At 68.5% G+C, this 19140-nt stretch carries 15 protein-coding genes; 5 read left to right on the top strand and 10 right to left on the bottom strand.

Features of this window, described 5'->3' with window-relative positions; translation table 11 throughout:
• Positions 1–596 precede the first annotated feature (596 nt).
• Positions 597–1694: an IS630 family transposase gene (locus tag ABT352_RS25910; protein WP_350947522.1), complete on the bottom strand. Its 1098-nt coding sequence runs from the start codon at positions 1692–1694 to the stop codon at positions 597–599.
• 171 nt (positions 1695–1865) lie between these two features.
• Positions 1866–3215, bottom strand: coding sequence for a helix-turn-helix transcriptional regulator (locus ABT352_RS25905; protein ID WP_350947521.1), 1350 nt, complete (start codon positions 3213–3215; stop codon positions 1866–1868).
• Positions 3216–3798: 583 nt separating this feature from the next.
• On the opposite strand from ABT352_RS25905, the gene ABT352_RS25900 reads away from it, so the two are divergent.
• Positions 3799–4449, top strand: a complete 651-nt coding sequence (locus ABT352_RS25900) for an ATP-binding protein (protein WP_350947520.1) — start codon at positions 3799–3801, stop codon at positions 4447–4449.
• 35 nt (positions 4450–4484) lie between these two features.
• Here ABT352_RS25900 and ABT352_RS25895 read toward each other — a convergent pair whose 3' ends face one another.
• From ABT352_RS25895 to ABT352_RS25870, 6 genes are all read right to left on the bottom strand, one after another.
• Positions 4485–5513 carry a peptidase gene (locus tag ABT352_RS25895; RefSeq protein ID WP_350947519.1) on the bottom strand — a complete coding sequence of 343 codons (1029 nt, stop codon included), beginning with the start codon at positions 5511–5513 and terminating at the stop codon, positions 4485–4487.
• 18 nt (positions 5514–5531) lie between these two features.
• Positions 5532–6062: a hypothetical protein gene (locus tag ABT352_RS25890; protein ID WP_350947518.1), complete on the bottom strand. Its 531-nt coding sequence runs from the start codon at positions 6060–6062 to the stop codon at positions 5532–5534.
• A gap of 451 nt (positions 6063–6513) precedes the next feature.
• Positions 6514–7437, bottom strand: a complete 924-nt coding sequence (locus ABT352_RS25885; RefSeq protein WP_350947517.1) for an ABC transporter substrate-binding protein — start codon at positions 7435–7437, stop codon at positions 6514–6516.
• A 36-nt stretch (positions 7438–7473) separates the two neighbouring features.
• Positions 7474–8145, bottom strand: a complete 672-nt coding sequence (locus tag ABT352_RS25880) for an ABC transporter permease (protein ID WP_350947516.1) — start codon at positions 8143–8145, stop codon at positions 7474–7476.
• Between the two features lie 112 nt (positions 8146–8257).
• The gene (locus ABT352_RS25875; protein WP_350947515.1) at positions 8258–8920 is read right to left on the bottom strand and encodes an ABC transporter permease; all 663 of its coding nucleotides are present in this window, start codon (positions 8918–8920) and stop codon (positions 8258–8260) included.
• On the bottom strand, positions 8913–10058 hold the full coding sequence (locus ABT352_RS25870) for an ABC transporter ATP-binding protein (RefSeq protein WP_350947514.1): 1146 nt from the start codon (positions 10056–10058) through the stop codon (positions 8913–8915). The genes ABT352_RS25875 and ABT352_RS25870 overlap by 8 nt, the downstream gene beginning before the upstream one ends.
• 300 nt (positions 10059–10358) lie before the next feature.
• On the opposite strand from ABT352_RS25870, the gene ABT352_RS25865 reads away from it, so the two are divergent.
• Positions 10359–12845 carry a hypothetical protein gene (locus ABT352_RS25865; RefSeq protein ID WP_350947513.1) on the top strand — a complete coding sequence of 829 codons (2487 nt, stop codon included), beginning with the start codon at positions 10359–10361 and terminating at the stop codon, positions 12843–12845.
• A 96-nt stretch (positions 12846–12941) separates the two neighbouring features.
• Here the strand turns inward: ABT352_RS25865 and ABT352_RS25860 are convergent, their stop codons facing one another.
• Positions 12942–14459 carry an MFS transporter gene (locus tag ABT352_RS25860; protein WP_502992894.1) on the bottom strand — a complete coding sequence of 506 codons (1518 nt, stop codon included), beginning with the start codon at positions 14457–14459 and terminating at the stop codon, positions 12942–12944.
• A 346-nt stretch (positions 14460–14805) separates the two neighbouring features.
• Here ABT352_RS25860 and ABT352_RS25855 point away from each other — a divergent pair, with 346 nt between their 5' ends.
• Positions 14806–15639 carry a hypothetical protein gene (locus ABT352_RS25855; protein WP_350947511.1) on the top strand — a complete coding sequence of 278 codons (834 nt, stop codon included), beginning with the start codon at positions 14806–14808 and terminating at the stop codon, positions 15637–15639.
• Positions 15636–16010 carry a GntR family transcriptional regulator gene (locus tag ABT352_RS25850; RefSeq protein WP_350947510.1) on the top strand — a complete coding sequence of 125 codons (375 nt, stop codon included), beginning with the start codon at positions 15636–15638 and terminating at the stop codon, positions 16008–16010. The genes ABT352_RS25855 and ABT352_RS25850 overlap by 4 nt, the downstream gene beginning before the upstream one ends.
• Before the next feature lie 244 nt (positions 16011–16254).
• Here the strand turns inward: ABT352_RS25850 and ABT352_RS25845 are convergent, their stop codons facing one another.
• Complete coding sequence (locus ABT352_RS25845; RefSeq protein WP_350947509.1) at positions 16255–17238, bottom strand: helix-turn-helix domain-containing protein; 984 nt, start codon at positions 17236–17238, stop codon at positions 16255–16257.
• A gap of 480 nt (positions 17239–17718) precedes the next feature.
• Here ABT352_RS25845 and ABT352_RS25840 point away from each other — a divergent pair, with 480 nt between their 5' ends.
• Positions 17719–18825, top strand: coding sequence for a glycoside hydrolase family 19 protein (locus ABT352_RS25840; protein WP_350947508.1), 1107 nt, complete (start codon positions 17719–17721; stop codon positions 18823–18825).
• Positions 18826–19140 lie beyond the last annotated feature (315 nt).

Here is a 19140-nt window from a genome sequence, read left to right as displayed (position 1 = left end):
TGCCGTATATGATAAGTGCACATTAAAAGCAGAGCGCCGGCGGGAACGTCATTGAAACCAGGTAGCGGCATCTGGAATCTCGGCAAGGAGAAAGGATGCAACTGAGGAAAGCTCCAAGACACAGATGGATGTTCACCCGCCCCCCTCCACCAAGGCCACTACAGAAGTGAATCGCTGCCGCTAGAGTCAGAAATTCTGAGGGAGTCAGTCCTTGCCGACCCGGACACACTTCATCAGTGCGACGGGCCGACGGCTCTGAGCCCAACCACCGACTTATGCGTGAATTTATACAGCATCAGTCAATCGGTCATATTCAGCCACGATCTTTATGATCTTCGTATGGTCGGCTGCGGCATTCGACCAAGAGTTGATTTCGCTTCATGCTCGGGGTGGTAGCCCGGCTGTCGTGCCGGGTGGGCGGAATTTCGGCCGCGCAACGAAAGCTCAGCCGCCTGATTCGCTGCTGCGGCTGGGCGTGTGTTTCGCCGATGACACGAAGACCACCATCGAGCACCTGCGGAACAGGATGAACCCTTTCAGTGATCCGCTGGCCGAGCCCATGCTGGCATGGTCGCCAAGCGGCAGCTATTGGCGTGTCACGCAACCTTGGTGGGATAACTGGTCCATGAGCGGATCGGGGAGCTGGCCGCGAAGCTGACCTTGGGCTGGGCGTGCCGGTTGTGCCAGCGGATGTAGGCGGCGATGGCAGCGTTCTGCTCGGGGTGGCTGCGGCGGTTGGTGCCGTTGAGGGCGAAATAGCGCAAAGCGGCGAATTCGGACTCGATCCAGTTCAGCCAGGAGGCGTAGGTCGGCAGGAACACCAGCTCGACGTCGTTGGCGGCGGCCCAGGCTTTGACCTGGGGATGCTTGTGCGGCGAGTAGTTGTCCACGATCAGGTGGATCGTGCCTGCGGGCCAGCGCTCGCGCAGGGACTTGATGAACGACAGGAACTCGCGCCAGCGTTTGCGTTCACGGATCCGGTAGTGGATCTTCCCGGTGGCCAGGTCCAGGGCGCCGAGCAGGTGCATGACCCCGCTGTAGCGGTTGTAGGTGGCCCGCAGGCGGCGGGACCTCTTACCTGGCCGCCAGGTCTTGCCCTTGCGGGGTTGTAGGTTCAAGGGGCCGAACTCATTCAAGCACACCACCCGCCCACCCTGTGGTGGGGCGTCGTACAGGGCCAGGATGCGCTGCATCTTGGTGACGAAGTCGGTGTCGTTGCTGCTCTTCCATGCCGTGGTGGTCTGCCATGACACCTTGCCGGCCTTGAGGATCCGCGCCAGGTGCTGGCGGCTGATCGAGGTCACCAGCCGCAGCTCGATCAGGTGGGCGGCGAGCTTGGACAGGCTCCAGGTGGAAAAGCCGGTGAGGCCCCACTCGGCGGGGGTCGTCCGGGCGATCAGGCAGATGCGCTCGCGCACCCACTCACTGATCATGCGTGGACGACCCCCGCTCCATTTTGGGTCCAAGGCCTCGAACCCCCGCTCGTTGAACGCGTGCACCACCTGGCGCACGTAGTCGTCACTGACCTGCATCAACGACGTGATCGCCGAAGCCGACTGTCCTTGTGCGGACATCAGCACCACGATCGCCCGCCGCAGCTTCACCGGATCCTTGGCCGATCGGGTGATCCTTTGCAGGCGCCGTCCTTCCTCCATCGTCAGCGCACGGACGAACACCTCGGGTTTACGTGCCATGACCACCTCCCAGAACTACTCCGGGACCAGGCTGGCCTGCTCACCCGCCGAGATCAAATAGCCCAGCAAGGTTCAGTGACACGCCACTATGATCACCTTCATCCCAACTCACAACCCTGACGTGTTGGCATTTTTCCCAATTTCCATTACGTCGGAGTCGTACTGTCGGCCTCAGGACGCTTCCATTGTCGATTGATAGAGGTCTTCGAATCTTCGGACTGCGGCGGTGTCCGCGAAGGGGTGGAGACGGGAGCGGATGGCTTCCATGCGGTCGGTGACGCGGGCTGAGTTGACTTTGACCGCGAGGTTCAACGACTTCGCAGCGGCCTCCGTGGCCTGCTCGATCTCGCGGGCTTGGGCGTAGGCGTCGGCGAGCCAGCTCAGGTAGAGCGAAAACTCTCGGGCGCGCGTGGCGTCGTAAGTGTCGAGGCCCTGGGTGAGCAGCGGTTCGGCCTTGAGCGGGCGGCCGAGTTCGGTGAAGCATCGGCCGGCCATCACGTCGACCTCGCCTCGGTCCAGCCAGTAGACCCATTTGGGGTCCTCGTCTCCGTCCCCGTGCTGCTCGAACACCCGGTCGACCTCGCCGAGTGCCCGTTCGGTGATCGTCGAATCTCCCGCTTTGGCGTGTGCCCAGGCCACTCGTTCCAGCAGTAGAGCACGGGTGAGCGGGGTGCTTGATCGCTCGGCGCCCTTGACCGCTGTACGGGCTATCGTGGCCGCTTGTCTGGGGTCTCCCACGTTGGCCATCTGGTAGCTCAGCGAGGACAGCAGATTGGCCGCCGTCGGCTCGTCTTGGGCGACGTGCGCGGCCTGGATGCCTTGGACGTAGTAGGTACGGGCGCGATCGTAGAGTCCGGCGTCAGAGGTCACCCATCCCGCGAGCTGGCAGAGCTCTCCCACCGCTTTCAGCAGACGGCGGCCCACATCCTCGCGGTAGGCGGCCTCCCTGACGACCGTGACGGTCGCCTCCAACTCCTGGGAGACGAGTGCATGCAGATCCGTACCCCCCACGTAGTCGTCGAGGTGGCGCAGATGATCGACTCTGGTCTCGATCTTGTCGATCAGTGAATGCCCGACGCGACGTCCCGAGCGGATCTCGTGGAGCTGCGGTGCCTCCACGATCAGCCACTCGTGGGCGACGCGAAGCGCGGACTCCTCCGACAAGGCCTCGCTCTCGGCGGCCAGCCCGGCGGCCATCGCCTCGTTGCTCTCTCGCGTCCACCCGTCACTGAACAGCGTCAGGCGATCACCGTTCACGCTCGGCGGGGTGATACCCAGTCGCTTGGCGCGAGACAGGACAACCGCCTGGTCGAGCATCGCCAGAGGCAGATCGAGCACGATGCTCAACCACGGCAACCAGGCCAGGGGCAGCCGCTTGCCGCGCTCCCAGCGGGAGACCTCATTGCGAGTGATCGTGGCCTGCCCGGACACCCGTGCAAGCCGATCGGCGAGACTCGCCTGGGTGAGGCCCTTGGCCTGCCGGGACTGCTTGATCAGTTCCTCGATCGTCAGACCTTCCACACCCTGGCTCCTTTCGCGCACCATCTGTAGGCCAGGAAGCGGCCCCCAGCGACTGACTCGGCTTCAGGGCGGCCCCTCGATCCGGGCCCCTGTGAGGCTCCTTCCATGGTCACTCACCTGCGGTTCTCTTGGAAGGGAATTACACAGAGTTACTCGACCTCACCTGGAGCAGATATGCCGGGCGACTCCCCATCAGTGATCACCGTGAACCCCTGCCGAGCCATAGAGCCCTCCCGGGAGGAGGGAACCGCCTGCGATGACTACGGCCGAGTACCGCGCGCACTGGCATTGCGGTTCACCGGCTGGTGTCTTTGGTACGGCAAGGCCACCAGACGCTGGTGGGCACTGCCTCCCACCTGGTGCCAACAGCGCGTCGGCCTGATCGAAGCCGACACCCCCACCGAACTCGCCGCACAGATACAGCACATTGAGGACTTCCGCCCCCACCTCATCCCTGAGCAGTCGGCACCCCTCATCCTCGGCGCAGACACTCACGCCCCGCAGGCCAAAGGCCCCAGCAAGGAGAGCAGAGCCACTGCAAACATCCGGTTCGACAGGAGCGAGGGCAAGGGAGGTGGGCAAGATGGCAGCGCAATTCCTGTCCCTGCTCGTCGGCGTACTCGCTGACCGCCTCCGCACCACGACGACCACCGATGCCGTACGGTCACCGCACCCGGGACGGATCCCCGGCTGGCCGGCGTCCCTCGGCCACACGCCCGTCATCTCTCAGCGGTTCGCGGCCACCCCCGACCAGGTCAAACCCGCCCGCGCCTTCGTCGCCGCACTCCTCGGCGACGACCACCCGCTCCGCGACGACGCCATGCTCCTCACCAGCGAACTCGCCACCAACGCCGTCGAACACGCCAGAGGACCACTCGATGCGCAACCGGCAGACACCGAAGCCACCGACGCCGGACCGTACAACGCGGGGCCGTACGACGACACCGGACCGCACGACACAAGACCGTACGAGCACGACGCGGGGCCGGTCGAGCGAACACCGGAGTTCGTCGTCACGGTGGCCTTCCTCTCCCACGGCGTGCTCATCACCGTCCAGGACCCCGGCGCCTCGGAAATCCCCTGTACGAGAAAGCCAAGCCCAGAGACCACCGGCGGCCGAGGACTCCTCCTCGTCAACGACCTCGCCACCCGCTGGGGATTCCACCGCGACCCCACAGGAACCGTCATCTGGTTCGAGCTCCGCTCGAACCAGACCACCACCCGGATCAGGTAGCCCTCACCAAAGGGGGACACCTGCCGAAGAGCATGTCAAGCGTTGCTCGGCTCCCTGCGTGAACGGCGTTTCCGCTGGATCAGCAGGAACGTGATCGCCGCGAGTACGGCGAGGAAGGCACCGACGGCGAGTGCCACCATGAGGTAGGGGTCCGTGTCCATCTCCGCCTTGACCGCTCGCGCCGCGCCTGCGGCGGGAAACCGGATGGTCGCTTCGGCGCTGCGTTTCGTCAGCCCGCTCTCCAGGCGCATACGGGCACGCCACGGGCCATCGGGCACCTGCTCGGTGAGGGTGGCGGTGACGGATCCCGTGTCACCGGGAGCGAGCGTCGTGCCCGTTTGGACCCTGTACGGACCCGCGCTGTGGTGCTGGCTTCCGGAGCTGCTGGTCAGTTTCAGGTCGCCGCTCAGGTCGAGGGCGCGGCCCCCGGTGTTGTGCACCTGCGCCATGACGGCCTGCTGACCGTCCGGTGAGCGCTGGGCCGTCAGCGAGTCGATGGTGAAGTCCGATGGCGGCGGGTTGCCGCGACCGACGTCCAAGTAGAGCCGGATACCGACGCGGTTGATCTGGGCGAGGCCGCCACCGGGCGGCGCGGCCTTGGCAGTCTCGGCCCAGATCATGGCGTAGCGCTCTCCGGGAGCGGCATCATCTGGCACGGCGACGGTCACGGTGACCGGCGCGCGGCCCTCTGGGGGCAAGACCACCTCATGCCGGTCCATGCTGGTCCAGGCGGACAGCTCATTGGCGGTGTGATCATCGGCGAACTGGAATTTCCGGTCGCGGATCTGTGCCGCGGCCGAGTAAATAGAGAGCTGCTTGGGTGAGCCGGTCGTGTTGAACACCTCGACCCGCCGATGGATGACGGTACCCGGCGCGAGGTGATCGACGATGTAGGCCCATGCCCGCTTGTCGGCTCGGGCCGCGACCGGCGCTTCGAGCAGGCGGATCCCGATGCCGCTCTCCGATGATCGGGCCGCCGCCTGCGCGGGCGCGTCGAGCGTGCCGGTGGCCAGGGTGAGAATCCCGGCCACCAGCAGCCCCGTAACGATGGTAGGCAGACGCACGATTGTCGCCGGCTCCGCTCAGCCGACCGAGTGGGTGACGGTCCCGGAGTAGGTTCCTCCGATGGCCGTGGTCGGAATCGTCACGGTGAGCGTTGGATTCCAGGTGGCGGTGTTGTTACCGACGAGGTCGGTACCGGTGAACGCGACGCGCGGCACGTTGATGATGCCACCGGGACCCGGCGTGAAGGTTCCCTGGCCCGTCGTGGCGGTGGCCGATCCGGGGGAATAGGAGACATTGATGTTTCCGATGGTCTCTGGCGCTGTCCCTCCGCCGGTGGTGAAGTCGGTGGAGGTGACGCTCGCGTTCCAGGAACCGTTCAGGATGGCGCGATCGTCGGTCACCGTGACCGGGCCGATCTGCCCCGAGATGCTGGTGGCACCGGCGGCCACCGAGCCGAGGTTCGCCGTCGACGGCGCGCTGATCGTCAGGCCGGCGGTCGTGATCGAGAACGTGACGATGGTGTCCACGGCCAGGGCGGGCAGAGCTGTCGCCGCGGCCAGGCCGAGGCCGGCGACGACAGTAGCGATCGCCAAAAGCGGTTTGCGCATCTTTTGGTCCTATGTTCAAGCGGATGTGAGAAGCGAAGCGCAGCTCGGACGCCTGATCCAAGGGAAAGCCCGCAGGCATACCGCCACACTTCGCAGCAGACGATAACTCTCCGTAGCGACACAAGGTGTAGGACACGACGCGCGCATTCGGCACAACACCGTTCCATGACAGTGAAATGCCGAAAGGCATGGAATTCGGGCATCCGTTCGCCGGAGGGTGAGCTCGTGTGTGTTTCTCTTCTGCTCGAATTACTTCCTTGGCGGGCCTGAGGGCAACGGCGCTTCATTGGGGCGCTGAGAGCCCGATCATGGTGCCGCGCCCGCCTGTGCCGCCGACCGGTAGGCGCGCCACCGGTCCGACGACAGCCGGTGGGAACGCCGGAAGGCGGGTGGATGTCCACCCGCCTTCCTTTGGGACCTTTGTGAAACCGTTGGGACCGCCGACAAAAACCTAGAGCAGGCCGTTCTGGGTGAGCCAGTCCTTGGCGACCGCCTCGGCGTCGTCCTTGTCGACCGCGACGCGCTTCATCAGCGCGACCAGGCCGGCGGTGTCCAGCTTGGCGGAGACCGCGTCGAGGGTCGTCCGCACCGTGTCGTTCACGCCGGCCTTGTTGACCAGGGGGGCGATGTTCTCCGCGGCGAAGGCGCTCTTGTTGTCCTCAAGGGAGACGAGGTCGTTCACGATGATCTTCGGGTCGGTGGTGAAGACGTTGCCGACCTGGACGGTGCCGTCCTTGATGGCGTCGGCGGTGGCGTCGCCGGTCTTCTTCCACTCCTTGAACTCCAGGCCGTAGGTGTCCTTGAAGTTCTTCTCCTGGCGGGTCTGGAACTCCGGCGGGCCGCCTACCGAGTAGTTCTTGGCGACCTTGACCAGGTCCTCGATCGTGGTGAGGCCGTCCTTGGTGGCGGTCTCCTTGGTGACGGTCAGCGAGTTGTTGTCCTCGGCCGCGGCGGGGGTGAGGACCTCAAGCTCGGCGGGGAGCTTCTCCTTGAGGCCGGCGACGACGTCGTCCTTCGACTTCGCCGTGGTCGTGTTGTCGACGAAGGCGAGCAGGGAGCCGATGTACTCCGGCAGGATGGTGAGGCCGCCGCTCTTGATCTGGTCGTACAGGACCTCGCGGCTGCCGATGTTGAACTTCTCCTCGACCTCGACTCCCTTCGCCGCCAGGGCCTGGGAGTAGATCTCGCCGAGCAGGACGTTCTCCGGGAAGTTGGCCGATCCGATGACGACCTTCCCCCCTTCGGCGGGAGCGGCGGCGGACCCGGACTCGGCGGGGGCCGGGGAGGCGCTGGTGAGCGGATCTCCACCACCGCATCCGGTAAGTGTGAGCGCCGCGGACAGGAGGATCGCCGCGGTGCTGATCAGGCGCTTCATGGTGCTATTCCCTTCCAAAACGGGGGGTAATGAAGACTATCTGATGGCCTGGCGCTCGCTCACCCCCGGGGAGACCGTTGCGCGCTGTACCAGGGTGAACCCGAGCTGAACGATCAACGCGAGCAGTGCTACGAGAACCGCTCCGCCGATCGTGCTCGGGAAATTCTTGGTCGCGAGACCGTCGATGATGAAACGGCCGAGACCGCCCAAGCCTACGTACGCGGCCACCGTCGCGGTCGCCACCACCTGGATCGCCGCCAGGCGCAGACCCAGCAGGATGAGCGGCAGCGCGACCGGCACCAGCACCCGGCCCAGGACCTGCCCGCCCCGCAGGCCCATGCCGTACGCGGCGTCGCGCAGGTCGGGATCGACCCCTCGGATGCCCTCGTAGGTGTTGACCAGGATGGGCGGCACGGCCAGCGCCACCAGCGGGATGAGCACCGGCAGGCTCGTGCCGACGCCCAGGAACAGGACGATGAGGACGAGCAGGCCGAGCGTCGGCAGGGCGCGGGCCGCGTTGGCGGTGAGGATGACGAACAGGGCACCCCTGCCGGTGTGGCCGATCAGCAGCCCCAGCGGCAGCGCGATCAGCATGGCGAGGAGCAGCGAGAGACCGGCGAACTCCAGGTGTTCGAGCAGCCTGTTGGGGATCCCGTCGGGTCCCGACCAGTTGGCCGGGTCGCCGAAGAAGTCGAGCAGCCAGTTCACGCGGCACCCCTTACCCGCGGCGCCCGCGACACCCGCGTCATCAACGAGGTCAGCGACATCCACCACCTGATCGGTCGAGCCGCAAGGACCGCACGAGACACGATCAACCGTTTCACGCGGACCCCCTCGCCCTCGACCACGGGGTGAGCAGGCGCTGCGCCAGGATGAGCAGCAGGTCGGCGATCCCCGCGAGCACCACGACCAGCACGATGCCGACGACGATCGGGGTGTAGAACTGCCGCTGCCAGCCGTCGATGAACAGGTAGCCGAGCCCGCCCCTGCCGACCAGCGCGCCGACGCTGACCAGGCTCACGCTCGCGACCGTGGCCACCCTGAGCCCGGCGAGCACGACCGGTACCGCGATCGGCAGCTCCACCTGGAGCAGCCTGCGCAGCGGGGTGAAGCCCATCGCCACCGCGGACTGGCGCACATGGTCGGGGACCGAGCGCAGCCCGTCGACGACGGCGGGGATCAGCACCGCCATCGCGTAGAAGGTGAGCGGGACCATCACGGTCATCCGCGTGGCGAGGCCGGTGATCGGAATGAGCACGATGAAGACGGCGAGCGAGGGCAGCGAGTAGATCACGTTCATCACGCCGACGGTCGGCTGGTAGAGCCAGCGCCAGCGGACCCCTGCCAGCCCGAGCGGGAGCGCGATGATCAGCCCGACGAGGATCGGCACCAGCGCCATCACGATGTGGTCTTCGAGCAGGCCCTGGATCGTGGGCCAGTTGCGCCCGATCCAGTCCCAGCGGACCAGGGGCTCGTCACCCATCGACGCCCCCTGCGGGAGCGGCGGCGGCTCGCGACGGGCCGCCGATGCTGCTCGCCACCGTGGCCAGTGCCTCGTCCAGCGCCTCACGGGTGGCGACGCCCACGGCCTTGCCCGACTCGTCCACCGCGACGGCGCTGCCCGACGGGGTCAGCAGCGTCGCGTCCAGCGCGGCGCGCAGCGAGTCGCGTCCGCTGACGAAGGTCCCGTACGGCGTGAGTTCGGTGTCGGCGAGGGTGCCCGACTCGGGCAGGTCCTTGACGGCGGCCCAGCCCAGCGGCCGGTTCTCCCCGTCCACCACGGCGAGCCACGGCTCGCCGGTGGCACGTGCCGTGGCGATGTCGGTGGAGGCGGGGACGAGCAGGTCGGTGCGGAGCCGTACTCCCTCGTCCGAGACGAACGACAGCCGCCGGATGCCCCGGTCGCGGCCCAGGAACTCGCGGACGAAGTCGTCGGCGGGCCTGGCCAGCAGCGTCGCGGGGTCGTCGAGCTGGGCGAGGTGGCCCCCGACCCGGAGCACGGCGACCCGGTCACCGAGTTTGACGGCCTCGTCGATGTCGTGGGTGACGAACACGATGGTCTTGTTCAGCTCGGCCTGGAGCCGCAGGAGCTCCTCCTGCAGGCTCGTACGGACGATCGGGTCGACCGCGCTGAACGGCTCGTCCATCAGCAGTACGGGCGGGTCGGCGGCGAGCGCGCGGGCCACGCCGACGCGCTGCTGCTGTCCGCCGGAGAGCTGGAAGGGGTAGCGGCCGGCCATCTTGGGGTCGAGTCCGACCCGTTCGAGGAGTTCCATCGCGCGGTCGCGCGCCTTCTTCTTGTCCCAGCCGAGCAGCAGGGGCACCGTCGCCACGTTGTCGACGATCTTGCGGTGCGGGAAGAGCCCGGCCTGCTGGATGACGTAGCCGATGCCCCTGCGCAGGGTCGGCGGGTCGATGGTCTTGACGTCGACGCCGTCGAGGAGGATCTGTCCCTCCGAGGCGTCGATCATTCTGTTGATCATGCGGAGGGACGTCGTCTTACCGCATCCCGAGGGGCCGACGAAGACGGTTATCTCCCCGGTCGGCACCTCAAGGCTCAGGTTGTCCACGGCGACGGTCCCGTCGGCGTAGCGCTTGGTGACACCGTTGAATGTGATCATGCGCAACCTCTTGTTTTCGCAGGGTTACGGCTCCCCTGCCACAACCGTCCCCATGATCCAGCACAGGTCAGCCTATGCCCCTCATCTCCGATCTGTCTTCCAGGCTTTCCCCAACCAGCTCCGAAGCAGATCCACAAGTGTATTTCTCAACAAAAGGGCATTGAGTAGTGCGGGAGGTGCCCATGACTTGACATGATTACCCACATTGCCGGAGTCCATCCCTCTGGCACCGTATGTCACAGGTTTCACAGCCGCCCCGCCCCTCCATCACGCTCGCCGAGACACCAGAGGAACCGGTCCATGACCCAACCGCTCCTCGGTCAACGCTCGCGCGTCGAACTGATCGCCGAGCTCTACGACCGCCACGCCGCAGGGCTGTTCGCCTACTCCCACGACCAGTTGGGCGACGCGGACTCGGCTTCCGACGTCCTGGTGGCCGTACTCTCCGGTGTCTCGGACACAGAACCGCCGCGCGCCGCGCTGTACGCGCTCGCCCGCCGCGAGATCTTCTTGCGCGACATCGTCTACTCGCCCCCCGTCACCGGTCTCGACCCGGCCGCCGCCCTCGTCGACCGCGTCCTGAGCGACCTGCGTACGCACCAGCGTGAGGTGCTGTACCTCTCGGGCGTGTGCGAGATGGACGCCTCCGAGCTGTCCTGGGTGCTCGACGTGGCCGTCGACACCGCCGACGAGCTGACGGTGAGCGCCTGCCGCCGCTTCGCCCAGTCGCTGGGCCGTGCCCTCGCCTCGGCCAAGGTTCCCGAGCACATGTCGGAGGTGTTCGGCGCCCTCGCCGTCGCCCCGGTCCGCGACGTCCTCAACCTCGCCCCCTGGGCGACTCCCCCGGCGAGACTGCGCGCCGCCGTGCTCGGGCCGAAGGCGCCGCCCGCCGCCTCCGCCGGACGGTCGACGTCGCCGCTGTTCAGGCAGCTGTGGCCGACGACGCCCGCGTGGCCGCTGCCGCTCGCGCAGACCGGTCCCCCGATCGGCGCCTCGGACTTCCCCGTGCCGGACCACATGGTGGAGGACCGCTTCCCCGATCCCTTCGCGCCGAGGGATCCCGACGCCGTCTCCACGCACGAGGCCACCACGGAGCCGATGCCCAGGCTCGGTAATGCCGTGCTCACCGCCCTGGACACCGCGGCCCTGCGGCCTCGCCGCCGCCTCCAGCGTCCCCGGCCGCGCCGGGCGGCGCCTCCGGCACCGGTTTCCGGGGACGTGCTGGACGAGCCTCCCGCGCGGGGAGATCTCTTCCGCCCGCTCAGCCCCGAGGCGCGGGCGGCCCGCGCCCGCACCGACAGGCTCGTCGCCGCGGCCCCCCGCACCGAGACCTCTCCCACCGAGACGCCTCAGGCTCCACACCAGGAAACGGCCCAGGCTCCGCACGCCGAGACCTCCCAGTCCTCGTTCGCCGAGACTTCCCTGACTCCGCACCCCGACGCCCCCCAGGCCCCGGCCCCGCTCTCGGCTCCGGCTCCGCACACCGAGGTCTCCCACCCTCCGCTCGGGGCTCCCTACCTGGAGACACCCCAGCTCTCGTTCGCCGAGATCTCCCTGCTCTTTCCCCCGAGGCCCCCCCGCGCGCCGTTCACCAGGAGCGGCAAGAGCACCGAAAGCACCGAGGCGTCTCCGGCGCCCTCCGCGGAATCCCTCAGGACGCCCTCCGCCGAGACCCTGCGGGCTCCGTTCGTCGAGTCTCCCCGGCGACCGGAGGCCACGCCGCTCACCGGCTTCCCGCCGCACGGAAACGGCGACGTACTGGACGACGTACTGGACGACGGTCCCGGCGACGTGCTGGGCGGCCACCTCGGGGACGTGCTGGACGACACGCCTCCCCTGCCCGGCTGGCCCCTGCAGACCGACCAGCTCGACGCCCTCGCCGACCGCGAGCGCCGGTCCTCCGCTTCAGCTCACGCGCGAGAAGCCGACTCATCGTCCGTACGACAAACCGGTGCTTCTTCCGCGCGAGGCGCCGATCCCTCTCCCGCGCGCGAGGCCACTCCTTCTTCCGCGCCTTCTGCGCGAGGAGGCGGGCGGCACGCGCTCGCCGGTGACGACGACCGCTCCCACTTCTCGCTCCCCGACTGGACCAGGCGCGCCGAGAGGGGCGAGAGCGCCGCGAGTTCCGTGCCCCCGGCCGGGCGCGCTCAGCCCTCGTTCCCCGCCTGGGCCACGCGGAACGCCGATCCCGTCCGGTCCTCCGCCGTCGACTGGTTCGCGGACGCCGATCCCGCCAAGCCCGCTCCTTCCGAGCCCGCACCCTCCGGGACCGCGACCGCCGCTCCTTCCGACGCCACGACCGCCGCGACCGCCGCATCCTTCGACGCCCAGACCCCTGAGGCTCCGACCGCCCTGCCCGCCTGGACCCCCCGGACCGACCACCTCCGCACCCCCACCGGTCGCGCCCAGCTGCGCCTGCCCCGCTGGGTCATGCGCGAGAACCAGCAGCCCGACGACGCCTCCCTGCCCTCCGCACCCCCGAACCACGCCCTCACGCCGTACGAGACGGCGCGGGACGACGCGGCGACGACCATGCCGGGGAACGGGTTCGCGGCGATACCTCCGATGCCCTCGACACGTACGGAGACCGGCGCGGACGAGGCGGCCCCCTCTCTTTCCGACCGGGCCGCGACCCTCGAACGCAGGAACGGCCGGGCACCGCGCAGTCACAAGGCGACGAAGAGCGCGGCCCACCACGACTGGGCCTGGGAAGTGATCGGCTTCGTCATCGCGGTGACGATCGCGATGATCGTCTTCTTCGCGGTACCGATGATGACCACTCCCTGACGTCCTCCCCGCTCTCCCGGCTTTCTCCGATCGTGCGTACGCGTTGACCGCCGTCCTCCGTAGCCGGGAGGGCGGCGGTCAGCGGGGAACGGCGGCTCAGACGGGTCGCTCCTCGGCCACCGGCGTCTCGGTGGCGGCGGGGGTCCGAAGGGTGATCGCGGCGACCAGCGCCAGTGCGATGAAGATGACGGCACCGGTCGCGCCGACCGCGTTGAGCCCGCTGGTGAACGCGCCCCGGGCCGCGTCGAGCAGCCCGGGTACGTCTCCGGCGACCGACAGCGCCCCGACCAGGCTCGATGTGGCGGCCTCCGCGACCTCGGCGGGTGTGCCGGCGGGCAGGTCATCGGCGAGAACGGACCGGTAGACCACGGTCCCGAGACTGCCGAGCGTCGCGATGCCCATCGCGATGCCGAACTCGGCGCTGGTCTCCGAGACCGACGCGGCCGAGCCGGCCTTCTCCGGCGGTGCGGCGGCGAGCATCAGGTTCATGGTGAGCGCCATCGGGAACGAGATCCCGCCCGAGGCGAGCACCAGCCCGACGACGAGCAGGCCGGAACCGGTGGTGGTGACCTGCGTGACGACGAGCAGGCCGACGCCGGCGATCGCGAGGCCCAGCGCGGTGACGACGCCCGCCGGCCACTTGCGGGCCAGGGCCGGTGCGACCATCGAGCCGACGACCATGGCGATGTTCTGCGGGATGAGCCACATGCCGGTCGAGAGCGGCGAGAGGCCCGCGACGTTCTGCAGATACAGCGAGGCGAGCAGGGAGAGCCCTGCCATCACGACCCCGCCCAGAAGCATGATCCCCAAGGCCGTGCTGAACGTGCGGTTGGCGAACAGGCCCAGGTCGAGCAGCGGCTCGGCCAGGATCCGCTGGCGGCGGACGAAGAGTACGCCGATCGCGACACCGGCGACGATCGCCGCGAGCGCGACGGGCTGCCAGCCGTCGCGGGCGAGGGACTTGAGGCCGTAGATGACGGGCAGGATCGCGGTGAGTGACAGGGCGACGCTGAGGAGGTCGATCGGGTGTTCGGGCCGTTCCGCCTTGAACTCGGGAAGCAGGAACGGGCCCGCGATCAGCAGCAGCACCATGAACGGCACGCCGAGCAGGAAGACCGAGCCCCACCAGAAGTGCTGGAGCAGCAGGCCCCCGACGAGCGGGCCGAGCGTCGCCCCGCCCATGAAGCAGCTGAACCAGACACCGATGGCCATGCCCATCTGCTTGGGGTCGGGGAACATGTTGCGGATCAACGCCATCGTCGAGGGCATGAGCGTGGCACCGGCGACGCCGAGCAGCGCCCGCGCCGCGATCAGTGTCTCGGCGCTGGTGGCGTAGGCCGCCACGATCGAGGCCACCCCGAACGCGGCGGCACCGATCAGCAGCAGCCTGCGCCGGCCGATCCGGTCGCCGAGGGCGCCCATGGTGACGAGGAACCCGGCGATCATGAACGAGTAGATGTCGAGGATCCACAACTGTTGGGTGGCGTCGGCGTGCAGACCGGCGCCGAGTTGCGGCAGGGCCAGGTAGAGCACGCTGACGTCGAGCGAGATCAGCAGGGTCGGCAGGGCGAGGACGGCGAGGCCGATCCACGGGCGGCTCATAGGAATCTCCATGTCGGGCGGACCGGCTCTGGCACGGCGGCGAACATGCCCCGACGGTACTGGCCGACGATTCACATAGTCAATACAAAAAAATTTGTCGGTGACGGATTCGGCTCGCCACCGTGGTCACCTCGGGCGACGCGATGCCGCGTGCGGCGGCGGGAGCGAGACCGAGAGCTCAGAGCCCGCGTCCGGTGGTGGTCCGAGCAGGGGTGCCACTCCGGCCACCGCCCACTTGATGGTCCACGACGACGGCCGCCGCTCGTGCCACCGGGACGACGAGAGCCCACGGGGCATTGACTTTGTCGCAAAGTATGACGCACCATGTTGCTACAAAGCTTGCGACAAAGGAGGCATTATGACCCGTGAACCGTTACCGGACGCCGGCCCGCCGGTGCGTGCGGCCGATCTGCGACTGGCGGGCGAGTGGCTGGCCCGGCACGACCTGGCCGACGCCCGCCCGACCCCGCTGCTGGCCGGCCGGCTGGCGGTCCGCAGACGCGCCGGCCTCGCCGCCAACGTCGTCTTGGCCGTGCTGATCCTCGCGAGCGCGCTCGCCGCGGCCTACGACCGGCTGGCCACCTCCGCCTTCGGCGGCTTCCAGCCGCATCGCCCGCTGCCGCTTCTTGCCCTGACCGCGTTGGTGGCCGGGCTGCTGCTGGCACAGGCGCTGCTCGACTGGTGGGTGCGACGCGTCGACCAGCGGGCGGGCGCGACGCTGTCCCGCAGGGCCGCCCATCTGATCCAGCCCGGCTGGCGGGTCGTGCTCGGCCGGCCGTACGCCGTCTTCGCGGTCGCCACGTTCGCCGGTGCGATGGCGCTGGCCGGGAGCGCCCTGGCCGTTCCCGACTCAACCGTGCGGCAGTTGGCCGTCATCGTGCTGATCGGCCTGCTCGGCGTGACTGCCATCACCGCCATGCAGCTGCGTCACCTGCTCAGGCGCCCGGTCGTGGCGGAGGACGAGGAGTCGCTGACCGCCGACGTCATCATGCGCGTCGAGGACGCCCGCGCCGTCACCACGCCGAACGTGCAGTGGACGCTGCCCATGGTGCTGCTGTTCGGCACCGCGCCCGGCTGGTGGAGCGCCGCTTCGGCCGCCTACCTGGTCCTGGGCCTGGCCGCGTGCATCGCGCTCCATGCCAGGACGCCGTCGAGCGCGGCGGTGGGCCGGCGGGCCATGAGCGTCCGATGATCGTCATCGACACGGCCTCGCCGGTTCCTCCGTTCGAGCAGCTACGAGTCCAGCTCGCCCGGCAGATCCAGGATCGCACGCTGGCCGTGGGCGCCCGGCTGCCGACCATCCGCCACCTCGCGGCCGACCTCGGCCTGGCCGTCAACACGGTCGGCCGGACTTACCGGGAGCTGGAGGAGGCGGGGCTGATCGAGACGCGCGGACGGGCGGGCTCGTTCGTGTCGGCCGCCGGCGAGGAGGGCCGGGAGCGGGCCCGCCGGGCCGCCGCCGACTACGCGGCTCTGATCGCCAGCGTCGGCATCGACACGGGCGAGGCGATCCGCATCGTCCAGGCGGCTCTGACATCCGGCGCGGCACCGGCCGCGTCATGACGGCGACCCGGCCTCGGGATCACGTCGCCGGCGAAGCGGCCGATCAGACGGCGTCCGAACCAACCGGCCGGAGATGCGCTGGGTGCGGTATTTTCGGTGACACCCCGAGCACTCACGACCCGCCCTCGACGGCCCGGCCGAGCGTTCACCGACGGCGTGCGGCGGCGCGGCCCAGCACTCACGGGCGACACGCGATGGCGCGGCCCAGCGCTCGGAATCGAGGTAAGGCCGCGCGGCCGAGCGCTCACAGCCAGTGTTCGGTGGCGGCGCGCCAGGCCAGCTGGGTGCGCGTCTGCGCGCCGGTGACGTCCAGGATGTTCGAGACGCGCCGCTGCACGGTCCGCTGGCTGACTCCCAGCTGGGTGGCGATCGACGTGTCCGACGCGCCGCCGACCAGCAGCGAGACCAGGTAGAGGTCGTCGGGACCGAGCGGGCAGGGCGTCGTCCCCTCGGTGAGCGCTCCGTCCTCGGCGATCCGCAGCAGGGTCGCCCGTTCCCAGTAGCACTCGAAGAGGGCGATCAGCGCCTCCAGCAGCTGGCCACCGCGGATCAGTGCCGCCGTCTGCTCGGAGATCCCGTCCCCCTGGACGAGCGGCAGTACGGCGGTCTCGTGGTCGACGATCGTCAGCCGCACCGGCAGCCAGGACATGACCCTGGCCTGCTCGCCCAGCTTCACCCCGTACGCGATGTCGGCCGGCATCCCCTCCTCCGCCAGCAGGGGCTTCTCGTAGATCACCCGGTACTCGACCCCGCGGCGCAGCGCGGCGAACTCGGCGTGGCTCTCCTCCGAGGGCAGCACGGTCTCGTGGTCCCGGCAGAAGTGGAGGACCTCGTGGCGGGCCGTCTCCTGCAGGTGGCCGAGGCACCCCTGGAGCGCGGTGCGGTTCGGCAGGACCTCGACCAGCCGACCGGCGTCGCGGCGGCGGACGCTGTCGCGGTACTCCTCGGAGAGCTGGTCCACCTCGCGCCGCGCCCAGTCGATCGCCTGCTGGTGGCGCAGGAGTTGCGAGCCCAGCACGATGTCGGGGGCCACGGCGGCGAACCGCCGCCTGCCGGGACCGATCGTCCTGATCAGCCCTCTGACCCGCATGGATATCAGTATCGTCTCGACCGTCTGGGCGTCGATGCCCAGGTTCCCTATGAGGTCGGCGATGTCCGCCTCCGCCGTGGCCACCAGGAACCGGTAGACGCGCTCCTCCATTGGATCGAGCCCGAGGGATTCCAACATGACGCACATGATGACATCCGAAACGCCCATAAAAGTTACATCTATTGTCTAACCGGACTTACACCATTGATGTGAATTAACCGGACGCGGGCCATATCGGATTCGGGGCGCATTCTTCCCGCGACAGCGGCGATCATGTGTCATCGGGTTGTGACAACGACCTGTCAGGACTAGTATCACGGAAACTCTTAGGAAAGTTTCTTAAGAGAAACTTAAGGCGGGTGCCTCGCAGGCCCCCGGCAACCGTTCGACCCGAACCAAGAGCTGCGCGAACCTCGATGGCGCGGATCGTCATCGCACGGGAGTCCGACCGTCCGGACGTCCCACACCCCCGGTTTCCCCCCATGGGAGCGATCATGCGGCGCACCCCCTCCTTACTCGCCCTGACCGGGCCTGCAAGGTTCTCGGGTGAGCCGCTCGCGCCCCGGTCGCGCGGCGCCTCGAACCTCTGCGGCCCCCACCGCACGAAGGAGTGATCAAGTGTTGAGACAGCGAATCATGGCCGCCCTCGCCGCCCTGGCGGTCACGGGCGTGCTGGCGGTCGCCCTCCCCGCGGCCTCCGCCTCCTCAGCGTCCTCGGCGTCCTCAGCGGCCGCCCCGGCCTGCGTCGCCGCGTGGAAGTCCTCGGCGGTCTACACCGGCGGCATGACCGCCTCCCACAACGGCCGCAACTGGTCGGCGAAGTGGTGGACCCAGAACGAGACCCCCGGCAGCGCCGACGTGTGGGCCGACCAGGGCGCCTGCGGCGGTGGCGGCACGACGCCTCCCCCCTCGGGCAACTGCAACCACCCGAACTGGGTCGCGGGCACCTGGTACGCCGCCGGGAGCATCGTCAAATACACCAACGGCCAGTTCTACCGCGCCAAGAACGAGAACCCCGGCTACGACCCGGTGATCAGCACCTGGTACTGGGAGCCGTACACCTGCGGCACGACGCCCACCACCCCTCCCACGAACCCGCCCACCTCGGGCTTCGTCGTGAGCCAGGCCCAGTTCGACCAGATGTTCCCGAACCGGAACTCGTTCTACACCTACAGCGGCCTCACCGCGGCGCTGAGCGCCTACCCGGGCTTCGCGAAGACCGGCAGTGACACCGTCAGGAAGCAGGAGGCGGCCGCCTTCCTCGCCAACGCCAGCCACGAGACCGGCGGCCTGGTCCACATCGTCGAGCAGAACACCGCGAACTACTCGCACTACTGCGACACGAGCCAGTCGTACGGCTGCCCCGCGGGCCAGTCGGCCTACTACGGGCGCGGCCCGATCCAGCTGAGCTGGAACTTCAACTACAAGGCGGCGGGCGACGCGCTCGGCATCAACCTGCTCGGCAACCCGTACCTGGTGCAGAACGACGCGTCGGTGGCCTGGAAGACCGCCCTGTGGTACTGGAACACCCAGAGCGGTCCCGGCACGATGACGCCGCACAACGCGATGGTCAACAGCCGCGGCTTCGGCGAGACGATCCGCAGCATCAACGGCAGCCTGGAGTGCAACGGCAGGAACCCGGCGCAGGTGCAGAGCCGGATCAGCACCTACCAGCGCTTCGTGCAGATCCTCGGCACCACCCCCGGTGGCAACCTGAGCTGCTGAATCCCCCGACTCCCGAGCCGCCGAACGAACCGAACAGCCGGTTCCCCGACGGCCCGGCCCCGAACGAACCGGACACCGGTTCTCCGACGGCCGCCGCGCGCCCTGCCTCCGACCGGGCGCACGGTTTCCGGGAAACGTCCCGCCGAGCGTGCGAACCCGTGAGGCGGTGACTCCACGCGTACGATCCACGCGCGTGACACGAAGGGGGGGGGCCCCCCCCCCCCCCCCCCCCACCAACAATACCACCCCCCCCCACAAACAAAAAACCAACACATAAGACACCATAAAAAAAAAAAAAAAAACAAATGGGAGGAG

The organism is Streptosporangium sp. NPDC000563 (assembly GCF_040299985.1).
Lineage (GTDB): Bacteria > Actinomycetota > Actinomycetes > Streptosporangiales > Streptosporangiaceae > Streptosporangium.
Note: the sequence above shows the minus strand (reverse complement) of the source record. Positions and strands in the feature narration are given on the sequence as shown.

What these genes read in the sequence shown, in the direction of transcription:
- ABT352_RS25910 (WP_350947522.1), bottom strand. Translation starts at nt 1,694, where the DNA reads ATGGCACGTAAACCCGAGGTGTTCGTCCGTGCGCTGACGATGGAGGAA.
- ABT352_RS25900 (WP_350947520.1), top strand. Translation starts at nt 3,799, where the DNA reads ATGGCAGCGCAATTCCTGTCCCTGCTCGTCGGCGTACTCGCTGACCGC.
- ABT352_RS25890 (WP_350947518.1), bottom strand. Translation starts at nt 6,062, where the DNA reads ATGCGCAAACCGCTTTTGGCGATCGCTACTGTCGTCGCCGGCCTCGGC.
- ABT352_RS25885 (WP_350947517.1), bottom strand. Translation starts at nt 7,437, where the DNA reads ATGAAGCGCCTGATCAGCACCGCGGCGATCCTCCTGTCCGCGGCGCTC.
- ABT352_RS25875 (WP_350947515.1), bottom strand. Translation starts at nt 8,920, where the DNA reads ATGGGTGACGAGCCCCTGGTCCGCTGGGACTGGATCGGGCGCAACTGG.
- ABT352_RS25870 (WP_350947514.1), bottom strand. Translation starts at nt 10,058, where the DNA reads ATGATCACATTCAACGGTGTCACCAAGCGCTACGCCGACGGGACCGTC.
- ABT352_RS25865 (WP_350947513.1), top strand. Translation starts at nt 10,359, where the DNA reads ATGACCCAACCGCTCCTCGGTCAACGCTCGCGCGTCGAACTGATCGCC.
- ABT352_RS25860 (WP_502992894.1), bottom strand. Translation starts at nt 14,459, where the DNA reads ATGGAGATTCCTATGAGCCGCCCGTGGATCGGCCTCGCCGTCCTCGCC.
- ABT352_RS25855 (WP_350947511.1), top strand. Translation starts at nt 14,806, where the DNA reads ATGACCCGTGAACCGTTACCGGACGCCGGCCCGCCGGTGCGTGCGGCC.
- ABT352_RS25850 (WP_350947510.1), top strand. Translation starts at nt 15,636, where the DNA reads ATGATCGTCATCGACACGGCCTCGCCGGTTCCTCCGTTCGAGCAGCTA.
- ABT352_RS25845 (WP_350947509.1), bottom strand. Translation starts at nt 17,238, where the DNA reads ATGTTGGAATCCCTCGGGCTCGATCCAATGGAGGAGCGCGTCTACCGG.